Raw genomic sequence first — 12810 nt, 5'->3', positions numbered from 1 at the left:
GCGTACAGGCAGGAGGGGCAATCTCTCCTGCCTGTTCAGAATTCGTAGCGCACGCCGCCAGAGAACTGGAATGTGTTCACATCTGAACCGGTATCTTTAAACAGCTTGCCGCCTTCAAGCACCAGGTATGTGTTGTCCATCACGGCAAAGTCGAGGCCAGCCAGCCAACTCACGCTGAAGCCGCTATCCGGAAAATCGCCCTCGAAATCAAGGTAGGCGTTGTTGCGATCGTTTGCGGGATCGCTGATGTCGCCTTCACCGTGAATGTAGGAGAAGCCGAACTGACCGTAGAGGTTCGCGTAGCTGGTGATGGGGTAGTGCAGGCCCATGTACCAACTCGCAAAGTAGTCAACGGTGAGGCTCAGGTCGCTGTTGGGTACGTCAGCGTCTTTGAGGCCGGCGCCAGCACGCAACTCGGCATGAAACAGATCGGTTATATGGCTACCGACGACGAGGGTCCCGCCGGAACCCCAGGCAGTTTCTGTGGTGCTTTCACCGATGGTGCGATGGTTGTAAACGGTTGCCAGCAGGCCGATGTAGTGTTTGTCTGCCCGTGGCGTCTCCTGAGCCATGGCGGTCTGAGCGGCGATAAGAAGGGCAGGGACTAGTGAAAAGACGAGGGGTGTTCGCACAACCTTGTTCATTGTTATCGGGCTTCCTGACGTGGGCGGCTACGGGCTGATTCTGCCTTGTGTAACCGTTTGTTACGTCGACCCGTGTCACACTTCCCTGTGTCGATTTGACCCGGTTACAGGTCCTCGTCGAACAGACCTTCCTCGCGGGCCATCAGAAGCAGGGCGTAGACGCCGTTTTCAGGCAGTTGCGGCTCCAGGCTTTCCTCGAACAGAAGTTGACGTCGACGGTCTTCCAGGGTTTCGCTGTCCAGGCCGGTTATGAGCTCACCGATGGGGGCAATCTCGAAGGGGGCTTCCTGTGCTACAGCGGTAAAGATCAGGTCAACAAGGATTTCGTCCGGATCCAGTCCATCCACAAAGACTGTCTGATCTGGCAGATCCTGGTGCAGTTCCCGGACCAGTTCGATCAGTGGCACGCCTTGTTCTTCAAGATACATGAGATCCAGGTCCCCCAAATCGCCGTCGTCTGGAAGCCAGTCGTCGGAAGGGGCAATCACGACCGTTTTCATCCTGCCGTCTTCAAGTGACCAGGCCATGGCCGTTGGAAAAAGGGCGTCATCGGTCTGGCAATACTCGATGTCGAGAAATTTCGGTGCAGGCACGTTCAGCTCCCGGTTGTCGTTGATTTGTGGTCCCGTGTCAGGGAATGTGCGTTCATCCATTATGAGGCTTTGTGGCTTCGTGCCATACTGTTGTCGCAATTATCTTTCAATCAGGGACATCATGGAACACGCTGAATTTAACAAAGATTTATTGAAGTTTCTGAACACTTCCCCAACGCCCTGGCATGCGGTGGAGGCCATGAAGCAACGATTGCATGCGGCCGGGTTTCAGGAACTCGATGAGCGGGAAGACTGGTCGCTGGAGAGTAATCAGGGCTACTACGTTATCCGCAATGGGTCTTCGATTGTTGCGTTTCGCTCGGGCACGAACGATGTCACCACATCCGGTATCCGCATGGTGGGCGCGCACACAGATAGCCCCTGCCTGAAGGTCAAGCCAAATCCAGAGCTTCGCCGCAAGGGTTTTTTCCAGCTTGGTGTGGAGGTTTACGGCGGTGTTCTGCTGAATCCCTGGTTTGACCGGGATCTGTCGCTTGCCGGTCGGGTGACCGTGCTGGATGAAGACGGCAAGGTGCGGGATACCCTGGTGGATTTCATCAAACCGATGGCGTTCATTCCCAGCCTTGCGATTCACCTGGACCGGGAGGCCAACAGCAACCGGACAGTCAATGCCCAGACTGACCTGCCGCCCGTTTTGATGCAGGTTCCTGACAGCGACAGCACCAGCTTCGAAGATTTGTTATCGCACCAGATTGAAACCGAATCGGGCCTCAAGATTCGCAAGGTTCTGGGCTACGAGCTGAGTTTCTACGATGCTCATGAGGCCTCATTTGTGGGGCTGCGCGATGATTTCATTGCTTCGGCCCGCCTGGATAACCTGCTCAGTTGTTACATAGGACTTCAGTCGCTGCTGGAAACCTCTGGCGACGAAGCCGCGTTGTTGGTCTGCAACGATCACGAAGAGGTAGGCAGTGTGTCGGCGGAGGGTGCCCAGGGGCCTTTCCTGACGGCGGTTCTGGATCGCTGGGTCGGTGCGGGTAAAGCACGGGCCATTGCCCGCTCAATGATGGTGTCGGCGGATAACGCCCACGGTGTTCATCCGAACTATATGGACAAGCACGATGAGAATCACGGGCCGATTCTGAATCAGGGCCCGGTCATCAAGGTCAATCACAACCAGCGCTATGCTACCAATAGCCGGTCCGCCGGTGTGTATCGCCATATCAGCGATGAGTTGGGCCTGCCGCATCAGACGTTTGTGGTGCGAAGCGATATGGGTTGTGGCAGTACCATCGGACCACTGACGGCGGGAAACCTTGGCGTCACCACACTCGATATTGGGGTGCCCCAGTTCGGGATGCATTCCATACGTGAGCTGATTGGGGCCGAGGATGGCTTCACGCTCTTTCGAGTGCTGACTGAATTCATGCAGCGTAAGCAGATTTTCTGACGCCTGAAACGAAAAACGCCGCTGGTTCGTAAGAAACAGCGGCGCTTCGGAATAAGTGGCTCCCCGAGCTGGGCTCGAACCAGCGACAAACGGATTAACAGTCCGTTGCTCTACCAACTGAGCTATCGGGGAACAGCATCAAGTGGCGCGCATATTAAGCGCTTTGATTTACGGGGTCAACCCCCTGATATGAAAGGTTAAAAATTGTACGAAAGCAGGACCCTTCATTATCGCCCACCGCCGTGGCTACGTAACGGTCATGTCCAGTCCGTCTGGCCGACACTGTTTCGCAGAGTGCCAATGGTGGATCCGGAAACTGAGGTTATTGCCACACCAGATGACGATGAACTGCATCTGGACTGGTATCGGCAGGGCAGTCGTCGCCTGGCGATTGTGTCCCACGGTCTCGAAGGTCACAGTCGACGGCCCTATGTGCTCGGTCTTACCCGTGCCCTGTTGCGGGAGGGATGGGATGTTCTGGCCTGGAATTTCCGCTCTTGCGGGGGCGTGATGAACCGGCAACCCCGGTTTTACCACAGTGGTGCTACCGGAGATCTTGCTCTGGTTGTTAATCGGGGCCTGGCAGACAACTACGAAACCGTGTTTATGTCGGGTTTCAGCATGGGCGGTAACCTGACTCTGCTCTATCTTGGTGAGCAGAGCGAGCGGGTAGACAGCCGGATCTGCGGCGCGGTTGCCTATTCTGTTCCCTGCGATCTGGCTGGCAGCGCCGATATGCTGGCGCTACCCAGCCGCAAAATCTATATGCAGCGTTTTCTGAGCGATCTTAAAGTGAAGATGCAGGGGAAGGCGGAACATTATCCGGAGCTGATTGATGTTTCAGGCTTCGATGCCATCCGCACGTTTCATGAATTTGATGATCGATATACGGCACCGTTGCACGGTTTTCGTGATGCCCGGGATTACTGGGCTCAATGTTCGGCACTGACGAGGATGAAGGATATCCGGGTGCCGTCACTGATGGTCAATGCCGCCGATGATCCGTTCCTGTCTTCCCGGTGTTTTCCGGAATCTCGACAACAACTGGGTGCCCACGTGAGCCTGGAAGCTCCGCGCTGGGGTGGCCACGTAGGGTTTGTCGAGCATGCCCGGGATGGGTGTTACTGGTCCGAGCGACGAGCCCTGGCTTTTCTTCAGCAGATAAACTGAACCTGGCTTACTGAAGTATCGGACGTATTACCGGCCAGACGTTATCCAGGAGCCTGACCTGGGCTTCTTCCGTGGGATGAATACCGTCGTCCTGCATCAGGTTGTCCTGGTTGTAGATGCCGTCCAGAAAGAAGGGAACCAGATCGGTGTTGTAGCGGTCTGACAGTTTCGGGTAGATGTTGGCGAACATTTCTGTGTATCTCTGTCCGTAATTGGGAGGTATCTGCATGCCAACAAGGATCGCGCGGGCGCCTGAACCCTGAACCTTTTCAATCATGGAGGCGAGATTGGATTCAATGACATTGGGTGGAAAACCACGAAGGCCGTCATTGCCACCCAGTTCGATTACAACCACTTCCGGGTCGTTTTCCTCAAGCAGTTCCGGTAAGCGGCGGGCCCCGCCATCGGTGGTCTCTCCGCTGATACTGGCATTGACCACGGCCCAGCCCTCGAGACCATTGCTTTGCAAGCGATTGCGCAGCAACTGTACCCAGGCCGTTTCGGAGGGGACCCCATAGGCAGCACTGAGACTGTCACCGATAATCAGCAGCGTGTTCTGACTGGCCATCGCTGGCAGCGATAGCAGCGCAAACCCGAGAAATAGAATTGATCTGACGTATACCAATGCCGTATGCATAGAGAACCAATACACCTTTTAAACCGCTTTCAGGACCCAGGACAGGGAGATTCCGTGAATCAGATGACTAATGTTAACCCGGATAGCCGAAGCCCAATGTTACGGGTAAATAACCTGACTCACCGCGTCAGTGTTGAAACCGATACGCTGACGATCTTGCAGGGGGTCAACCTCGAAATCAATCGCGGAGAGTCCGTAGCCATTGTCGGGCGTTCCGGGTCGGGTAAAACAACGCTGCTGGGCCTGTTGGCAGGTCTTGATACCCCGAGCGATGGAACGGTTGAGCTGGATGGATCGGTGATCAGCAAGCTCAGCGAGGATGAGCGGGCGAAACTTCGGGCCCACAGGGTAGGATTTGTTTTTCAGTCCTTCCAGCTCTTGCCGGCACTCACAGCACTGGAAAATGTGATGTTACCGCTGGAGCTTGCCGGTATGGCGTCACCTGAGAATAGGGCGCGGGAGCTTCTGGAGCGGGTCGGCCTGGGCCAGCGCCTGACCCACACACCCCGTCAGCTTTCCGGCGGTGAGCAACAGCGGGTTGCCATCGCCAGGGCATTTGCCTCGGATCCACTGATCCTGTTCGCAGATGAGCCCACGGGCAACCTGGACAATCGCACCGGCCAGGCGGTCTCCGACCTTCTGATGGCTCTGAACCGGGAGCAGGGCACCACCCTGGTGATGGTGACCCATGATGAGCAGCTGGCAGCCCGCTGCAACCGCCAATTTCACATCGAAGCCGGCGTTCTTACCGAACCGGAAGCCGAACAGGAGATGGCGCACTGATGGCTGCTGCAAAAAAACTGATGTCGGTTCGCCGGGATTGGCGAGAGCGGGATGTTCGCGTTGTTCTGGCTGCCCTGATCATCGCCGTAGCTACCGTTGCCACCATCGCACTGTTCGCCAGCCAGTTACAGCGTACTCTGGTGTCTTCTGCCAGCTCGTTTCTGGCTGCAGATCGGCAGCTGGAAGCGGAAAACGGCCGTCCGATTCCCGGGGCCTGGTTGCAGGAAGCATCCGATCGAGGTCTGGAAACCGGTCGAATGGTTGAGTTCTCCACCATGGTGTTTGGTGCAGACAACTTCCAGTTGGTGTCAGTCAAGGCGGTGAGCAACGAATATCCGCTGCGGGGCGATATCGAAATCCAGCGGGATTCTGACGCCACCAGGGAGCAGGTCAAACAGGGGCCCGGGCCCGGCGAAGTCTGGGTCAATCCGCGCCTTTTGCGGCTCCTGGATCTTGAGATCGGAGATTCACTGGAAGTTGGTAATCTCAATTTGACGGTTTCCGGTCTGCTCATTCGTGAGCCCGACGGTGGGTTCCGGCTCTCGGCCCTGGCGCCGCGTGTAATGATGCACGTGGACGATGTGGCCTCAACCGGGGTCGTCCAGGAGGGCAGCCGGGTTGAGTATGTCTATCTGTTCGCCGGTGAAGAAGCATCGCTTGAGGCTTACTACCAATGGTTGCAGCCACAACTTGAGCCGAGCCATGAATGGGAGGGTGTACGCGATGGGGAGACCTTCTCCCGATCCCTGCAGCGTGCCGAACGATTCCTGTTGCTTGGTGGCAGCCTGGCGGTCCTGCTTGCCGCTGTAGCGGTGGCGGTGGCAAGTCGACAATACGCCTTGTCTCAGCGGGATACCGTGGCACTGCTCAAAACGCTCGGCCTCACCGGAGCCGGCATCGGGGGTCTCTACCTCAGGCGCCTGGCGCTCTGGGGGGCGACCGGGATTATTGGCGGTCTTCTGGTGGCCATTCCGCTTTACTGGTTGCTGGTGCGTATGTTGAGTGAAGTGCTGGAGCGTCCGGTGGATTTCCAGCTGGACCCTTCTGCTCTGGTGCCTGCGTTGCTGACCGCACTGGTTTCACTGTTTGCCTTTGCCTATCCGCCTGTGCGCCGCCTTCGTCGCGTTCCTGCGATGCGAGTGTTGCGTAGCCAACCCGGTGAAACCGGTCGTGAGGCATTGCCGGACATGATGATAGCCATCGTGGCGGTTTTCGGTCTGGTCTGGATGTACGCTGGTGAACTGGCGCTTGTGGTCTCTCTCCTGGGCGGGCTTGCATTGCTGCTCGGCGCGCTGGGCCTGATCGGTTGGTTATTGGTGGCCACCTTGAGGAAAGTCCGGGGTGGCGGAAACGCCTGGCGCCTTGCGCTGGTAGGCCTGTACCGGCATCGCCGGGCGAGTCTGTCGCAAATTGCGGTGTTTGCAATGACGTTGATGCTGGCGGCCACGCTGATTCTGGTCCGGACCTCTTTATTAACAGATTGGCAGGCCCAGTTGCCTGACGATGCTCCAAACCATTTTCTGATCAACATAGCGCCGGACGCTGTCGCGGAGGTTGATGCGTTCTGGGAGGCGCGTGGTCAGCCGCTGGATCAACTGTACCCGATGGTTCGCGGGCGCCTCACCGAGCTGAACGGTAAGCCTGTGAAGGAAGCTGTCAGTAAGGATGAGAGAGTTAACGCGCTTAACCGCGAGTTGAACCTCACCTGGATGTCGACGATGCCGGAGGATAACCGGATTGTTGAGGGTACCTGGTTTGATGACGACCAGCGGGAAGGGGTTTCCGTTGAAGCCGAGCTGGCGGGAAAACTTGGGCTGGTGTTGGGGGACAGATTGACGTTCACCATAGGTTCGGAGAAGGTCACCGAAACTGTCACCAGTATCCGCACGGTTCAGTGGGACAGCATGAAGCCGAATTTCTATATGGCTTTCCCGCCGGAAGGTGGCCTGAGTGATATGCCGGCTACTTGGATTACCAGCTTTTACCTGCCCTCAGACAGGAAAGAGGCGTTGAATGAGTTTTCCAGGCAGTTCCCGACGGTCTCCGTGCTGGAAATAGACAATATTATTGAGCGAATCCAGGAGATTGTCCGGCAAGTGACCCAGGCCATTGAGGCGATTCTTGCGCTGATTCTGGCTGCGGCGCTCGTGGTGATGGCTGCGGTGGTAAGTGCCACGCTCCAGGACCGGCAACGGGAAGGCGCGCTGCTCAGAACCCTGGGTGGTCGGCAGAGCCTTCTGGTACGTAGCACGATGCTGGAATTCGCATTGCTGGGGGGCTTTGCGGGAGTGTTGGGTGTAATTGCCGGTGAAGCCGCCGTCTGGGCGCTTCAGTTCCGAATGTTCGAAGGGACGTTCCAGTGGCATTGGCACGTCGTGCTGCCTATCCCGGTGATCAGTGCCGTTGTTCTGGCCCTGTTTGGACGTTGGCAGTTGCGCCCTGTGCTCAATGTGTCGCCCATGCTGTTATTGCGACGCCTGGAATAGACCTGGGTTATCGGTAATTGGCCAGAATGGCGTCCAGCTCGCCATTCTTTTTCATCTTCGCCAGCTCTTCATTGAACTCTTTGGCAAAGGATTGCCACTCTTCTCGCAGCATCAGCCGGAACCCGAAGTTGCTGATGCCTTTGCTCGTTATTGCAAATTGCTGCCGGAGCCCTTCGTTGCGCAGAATCCATTGGCCTACCAGCCGGTCAGCGATAGCAGCGTCGAAACGGTCACCATGGAGTAAAAAGGTGAACATATCCCTGTCCCGGGCAACATCGAAACGGTGAATACTGCCTTCCTCAAAATAGGGTTCGAGCACCGGGTAATGGTAGCCAAGATGAGTAACGACGGTTTTCGAAGTCAGGTCCTCAGGGCTGTTGTAGGTAAATGCCGATTGTGCCGGCATAAATAGCACCTCTTCGATCTGCACCACAGGGTCGGTAAACAGGAATTGTTCGGGGTCTTTCGCCCATTCCCGTGCTCTGGGTGTGCCGTCGATGTACTCCTTCAGAAGCAGCTTATCAACCCGCTTACGTGGAATCTGCTCCGCCACCACCTTGTAACCCAACCGCTTGGTTACAGCTGACACTACATCCCACATGATGCCAGCAGGTTCGTTCTGATCAACAATCAGGTAGGGAGGGTAGCCATTGGGAGAAATGTTGAAGCGGAAAACCTGTTTTCCCTGAAGACTGTCCTGGGAGCCTGCGGTGGGAAAGGACAGGAATACCAGAACAAGTAACAGGGTACTCAGAACTGTGGGCGTACGGAGGAAGTGTCTGTTTTGCATACGAAGGAACTCTTTACGAAACAGAACTGTAGGTGATGCGTGAACCCGGCTAACATTCGTGCCAGTACTCTTTGATTGTCCTCTTTTAAATAACCATGTTCAATGAAGTGAATCCGGATTTCTCGAAAGCCAGATTGAAGGCCCCGGAGACGGGGCCCTGGCTCTCAGGTCAGGCCCAGGCGCGTCTCAGAACGGCTCGGGCATCCTCGAGCGTCACCTCTTTCGGATTGAACATGATAGATCCGTCGTCAAGAGCCATCTCAGCGATCTGGTCCATCTGTACTTCGGTTACCTTGCCGGTTTCCTTCAGCGTGCGCGGTAGCTGACACCGTTTGTGAAGAGCATCCCGGAGTTTGCGGATGGCGGAAATGGTCGTTTCTGCGCGGCGGCTTGCCGGCGTAGCTGCGTAGACTTCCGGGCCTTCCAGGTAGAGCAGCAACTCGCCCAGAGGCTCACGGATAGTCTCCAGGTTGTAGTCCAGGACATAGGGCAGGTAAAGGCTCATGCAAAGGCCGTGGGGGAGGTGGCAGATAGCGCCTGTTGCGTGTCCAAGCGCATGCACCAGACCTACCATGCTGTTCGAGAAGGCAATGCCAGCCATTGTAGATGCCTGAGCCAGTTCAAGTCGGCCGTCTACGTCTTTCGGATTGTCCATGACTTTCAGCAGTGACTGGCTGATCTTTTTGATGGCCGCAGTGGCATAGGCATCGCTCAGGGGGTTCTTTGCCATGCAGGTAAAAGCTTCGGTTGCATGGGTCAAGGCGTCCATAGCCGTTGCTGCGGTGATATGGGGGGGAAGGGTGAGAGTCATGCGTGGATCAATGATGGCCGCGTTCGGCAGCAGGAACGATGAGGTGAAGGGCAGCTTGACGCCCTTGGCCTCATCGGTAATCACCGCAACGGAGGTGACTTCCGAGCCGGTGCCGGCCGTTGTCGGAACCACGAAGAACGGTTTCAGGGGATGCTTGATCACGCCGGCGCCACTGTATTTGGCGATGTCTTCGCCACCCTCGGAAACCAGAATATTGACGGCCTTACCAGTATCGATAGCTGAACCACCACCAATGGCGATGATGGAGTCACACTTTTCCTGACGGTAGATGCCGGCGATATCACGCACCACTGTGGTCGATGAATCCGGGGGTACGTCATCGTAGATGGTCACGATTTCCAGCCCGCTTTCCTCACAGGCCGCAATAACGGGTTCCAGTAATCCAGCGGCACGCACGCCCTTGTCCGTCACAATCATTGGTCGCCTGGCGCCCACTCCGCTGAGCTCGTAAGGAATATGCTCAAGGGCGGCCTTGCCGGCAATTACTTTTACCGGGCAGAAAAACTCATAGTATTTGTTGGTCATCATGGTCTCGCTGTCTCGACGAAATTGGTAGCAACTTTCAGGTAGATGCGTGCGGCGCTGATCAGTTTTTCCGGCAGGTGCAGGTCTGCCGGGTATTCCTTCACGGCACGCTGGGCGATCAGTTTGGGCAGAATGAAGGACTCAAGGCGGTTCAGAATCCGGGTCATCCGCACGGCATAACTGATGTCGCCATCCACCAGCATGCGGTCACTGGCAAAGGCCACCGATGTCTTTTCCTGGAATGACAGCACCAGAAACGCATGGGCAATGTGTTTGAACTGAATCGAGAGGTCCACAGGACGGGGCGCGCTGTCGCCGTGGTAGCGGAAACGCCCCTGGCCGGTGTGCTCCACAATCAGCTTTGAGCCGTCTGGCATCACCATCATTTCAAAAAGAAAACCATCTGGCAGAACCCTGGCTTCGTTCTGAACTTGTTCGTCTACCTCGCTCACTGCCTGCAGGGCTCGCCCCATCACCTGGAACATCAGCCCCACATACAGACGTCGCGCATGGAAGGCCATGGGCTGGATACGTTTCGCTAACATGTCCGTCATCCAATCGTTGTTGATGTCATCTGATTTTTAGAGTTAATGCTCTAAAAGTCAATGGAGACGATCACAGAAGATGCCGGTCTCTGCGGCAATTTGCCCTCGATGAAACCAAAAAGGCCGGAATCCTTCAGGACTCCGGCCTTTTTGCACCTTTGATCCGGCGCGGCTTTATTGGGTTAATACCGCCAGTTTGCGTTTGGCCTCCTCAGCGATGTCTCCGCCGGCCTCCGCGGCCTTTCCATAGTAGGCAATGGCCTCATCGCGGTTGTTTTGCCTGACGGCAACATCCCCCAGGCGCAGGAAAGCAATGGATGTGGGTACTGTCTCATTGGCTTTGGTGAGATTCTCCCTGGCTTTGTCGAGATTGTTCAGACTCAGGGCAGCCAGCCCGTTATATAGCCGGTACTCGAACATCTCCGGATACAGTTCAACAGCCTTCTCGAAGTCGGCCGCGGCATTCTCGGTTTCTTTCTGATCCTGATAAATACGGCCCCGCAGCGCGTAAAACATGGCTTCCCGTGGGAGCAGCTGAATGGCTTCAGTGACCTTGTCCAGGGCCGCTTTCATTTCGCCGTTAGACGCAAGTTCCATGGCCTGGTCGTGGGCATCGTAGGCCGGCTGCAGTGACCGGAGCGTGGCCATTTTACGGTCGTAGACATCCTTGCCCCGGTAGCCGCCGGCACCAATGGTCTGAGTCAGTTCCTGGTTTTCTTCTACCCGTTTTGCTGAGGGTGGGTGGGTAGCGAACAGGCCATCAACAAAGCTGGACTTCCGGCCTTCAGACAGTTTCAGAAAGATCTCCTGTAGCTCTACTGCCGCCTCGGGATCGTAGCCTGCTTCTTTCATATAGAGGATGCCGTAGTGGTCTGATTCCAGCTCGTCACCCTGGCTGTACTGAGCCAGCGCCAGCTGTGCACCCAGTGCAGCGCCTCCCATAATCAGCCCGGCCCATTCGTTATCGGACAAGGCAAAGCCCAGACCAGCGACGCCGGCGCTTATAAGCATACTTTGTTGCATGCGCTGTACGCTGTGTCTGGCCGCCGCATGGACGATTTCATGACCCAGAACGGATGCCAGTTGGGCTTCGTCTTCCAACTCGGTCAAGAGCCCGCGGTTGATGGCGATTTTGCCACCGGGCAACGCCCATGCATTAGGCACACTGCTGTTCAGAACGACAAACTCGTAGGGCAGATCCGGTCGATCGCTGACCGCGGCCATTTTCTGCCCAACATCGCTCACGTAGAGTGTCAGTTCGGGATCCACATAAAACCGACCACCCTGGGTTTGCTGGGTGGGCACGTACTGCTCCGCGCCCATGGAGAGTTCCTGGCTTTCCCCGATCAGCGAAAGCTGTTTTTCCCCGGTTACCGGGTTGACCGAGCAACCACTGAGAGTTGTGACCAGCGCAATGGCGAGAAGACTGGTTTTCATGGCAGACAGGTACACAATGAGCTCCCTTTGAGTAATGCAACCTCAGGCACCTTTGCAGATCCGTGCCTGATTCCTGAGTGGTCAGTTTATAGCATAGGATGGCTTGCCGGTGGATTATCGGGCAATGTTCAGCGGTGGTGGCAGGCCGACCCTTGGCGTATCATAAGTCTCTGTTCCTTCAATGTTTCGCCATTTTCGATCTAAGGCAGCCGATGGGTAACGTACTCGAACTGACCGCTTTGCTCTGGTTCCTGGTTTGTTGGCTCGGTTACACCGAGTACTCCAAACGCCGTGCCGCAGACCGTCCCTGTTTGTCCAACACCCTGGATCTCTACCGGGAAGACTGGATGCGCGTCATGCTACGCAGGGAAAATCGGATTGCCGATGCCTCGGTCGTTGGTAACCTCGAACGGAATGGGGCGTTTTTCGCCTCCAGCTGCCTGCTGATTCTTGCAGGTATTATTACCGCACTCGGTTATACCCAGGAAGTGATGGAAGTGTTCAGCACCATGCCGTTTGGCACACTGCCAAGTCGGGAAATCTGGGAGCTGCGCATGGTGGTTTTGTTGGTCGTGTTTATATATGCCTTCTTCAAATTCACCTGGTCGATGCGGATGTATAATTTTGTGTCGGTGATGGTGGGCAGTGCTCCACCGCCTGGCGATACCAAAACCAGCCCGGCTGGCCGGGAGGCGTTTGCCCGCAGTGCCGGCAATATCTGTAATCTCGCCGGTGATGCATTTAACCTTGGACTGCGATCCTACTACTACGCACTCGCCGTGGTAGGTTGGTTTATTCATCCGATTGTTTTCATGGCTGCTTCTACGCTGGTGGTCATCGTACTGTACCGCCGGGAATTCTGTTCCTATGCATTGGAGGCGTTGAGGGCAGGGAAGGTGTTCGAGGAGCCTGCGCCAGGTAAGCCCGACAGTAGCCCTAAACCCAAAAGCTGATTCG

Annotated in this window: 12 protein-coding genes and 1 tRNA gene; 5 read left to right on the top strand and 8 right to left on the bottom strand. The window is 56.2% G+C overall.

The genetic code is table 11. The annotated features are described in order from the left end of the window. Window positions 1–35: 35 nt before the first annotated feature. Both KO499_RS02495 and KO499_RS02490 read right to left on the bottom strand, forming a co-directional pair. Window positions 36–644 (bottom strand): porin family protein, encoded by a 609-nt coding sequence (locus KO499_RS02495; RefSeq protein ID WP_215982139.1) that lies wholly within the window; start codon window positions 642–644, stop codon window positions 36–38. Window positions 645–748: 104 nt separating this feature from the next. Continuing rightward, window positions 749–1237: a hypothetical protein gene (locus tag KO499_RS02490; protein WP_215982138.1), complete on the bottom strand. Its 489-nt coding sequence runs from the start codon at window positions 1235–1237 to the stop codon at window positions 749–751. Between the two features lie 121 nt (window positions 1238–1358). Here KO499_RS02490 and KO499_RS02485 point away from each other — a divergent pair, with 121 nt between their 5' ends. Beyond that, the gene (locus tag KO499_RS02485) at window positions 1359–2648 is read left to right on the top strand and encodes a M18 family aminopeptidase (RefSeq protein WP_215982137.1); all 1290 of its coding nucleotides are present in this window, start codon (window positions 1359–1361) and stop codon (window positions 2646–2648) included. Window positions 2649–2704: 56 nt separating this feature from the next. Here KO499_RS02485 and KO499_RS02480 read toward each other — a convergent pair. Then, window positions 2705–2780, bottom strand: a tRNA-Asn gene (locus KO499_RS02480). A 168-nt stretch (window positions 2781–2948) separates the two neighbouring features. On the opposite strand from KO499_RS02480, the gene KO499_RS02475 reads away from it, so the two are divergent. Beyond that, window positions 2949–3818 carry a YheT family hydrolase gene (locus tag KO499_RS02475; RefSeq protein WP_228339727.1) on the top strand — a complete coding sequence of 290 codons (870 nt, stop codon included), beginning with the start codon at window positions 2949–2951 and terminating at the stop codon, window positions 3816–3818. Between the two features lie 7 nt (window positions 3819–3825). On the opposite strand, the gene KO499_RS02470 is transcribed toward KO499_RS02475, so the two are convergent. After that, window positions 3826–4455, bottom strand: a complete 630-nt coding sequence (locus KO499_RS02470; RefSeq protein ID WP_215982135.1) for an arylesterase — start codon at window positions 4453–4455, stop codon at window positions 3826–3828. A 63-nt stretch (window positions 4456–4518) separates the two neighbouring features. Between KO499_RS02470 and KO499_RS02465 the strand changes: the two genes are divergently transcribed. Continuing rightward, window positions 4519–5238 (top strand): ABC transporter ATP-binding protein, encoded by a 720-nt coding sequence (locus tag KO499_RS02465; protein ID WP_215982222.1) that lies wholly within the window; start codon window positions 4519–4521, stop codon window positions 5236–5238. Continuing rightward, window positions 5238–7724: an ABC transporter permease gene (locus KO499_RS02460; protein ID WP_215982134.1), complete on the top strand. Its 2487-nt coding sequence runs from the start codon at window positions 5238–5240 to the stop codon at window positions 7722–7724. The genes KO499_RS02465 and KO499_RS02460 overlap by 1 nt, the downstream gene beginning before the upstream one ends. Before the next feature lie 7 nt (window positions 7725–7731). On the opposite strand, the gene KO499_RS02455 is transcribed toward KO499_RS02460, so the two are convergent. The 4 genes from KO499_RS02455 to KO499_RS02440 form a co-directional block, all read right to left on the bottom strand. Next, window positions 7732–8514 carry a substrate-binding periplasmic protein gene (locus tag KO499_RS02455; RefSeq protein ID WP_215982133.1) on the bottom strand — a complete coding sequence of 261 codons (783 nt, stop codon included), beginning with the start codon at window positions 8512–8514 and terminating at the stop codon, window positions 7732–7734. Between the two features lie 169 nt (window positions 8515–8683). Continuing rightward, window positions 8684–9871, bottom strand: a complete 1188-nt coding sequence (locus tag KO499_RS02450) for an iron-containing alcohol dehydrogenase (RefSeq protein WP_215982221.1) — start codon at window positions 9869–9871, stop codon at window positions 8684–8686. Then, entirely contained in the window at window positions 9871–10416 is a 546-nt protein-coding gene (locus tag KO499_RS02445) for a hypothetical protein (RefSeq protein ID WP_215982132.1), read from the bottom strand. The genes KO499_RS02450 and KO499_RS02445 overlap by 1 nt, the downstream gene beginning before the upstream one ends. A 174-nt stretch (window positions 10417–10590) precedes the next feature. Further along, window positions 10591–11853: a M48 family metalloprotease gene (locus KO499_RS02440; RefSeq protein ID WP_215982220.1), complete on the bottom strand. Its 1263-nt coding sequence runs from the start codon at window positions 11851–11853 to the stop codon at window positions 10591–10593. Between the two features lie 212 nt (window positions 11854–12065). Between KO499_RS02440 and KO499_RS02435 the strand changes: the two genes are divergently transcribed. Next, the gene (locus tag KO499_RS02435; RefSeq protein ID WP_215982131.1) at window positions 12066–12806 is read left to right on the top strand and encodes a DUF599 domain-containing protein; all 741 of its coding nucleotides are present in this window, start codon (window positions 12066–12068) and stop codon (window positions 12804–12806) included. The last annotated feature ends 4 nt before the right edge of the window (window positions 12807–12810 follow it).

The organism is Marinobacter sp. F3R08, assembly GCF_018860425.1.
Classification (GTDB): domain Bacteria; phylum Pseudomonadota; class Gammaproteobacteria; order Pseudomonadales; family Oleiphilaceae; genus Marinobacter.
Note: the sequence above shows the minus strand (reverse complement) of the source record. Positions and strands in the feature narration are given on the sequence as shown.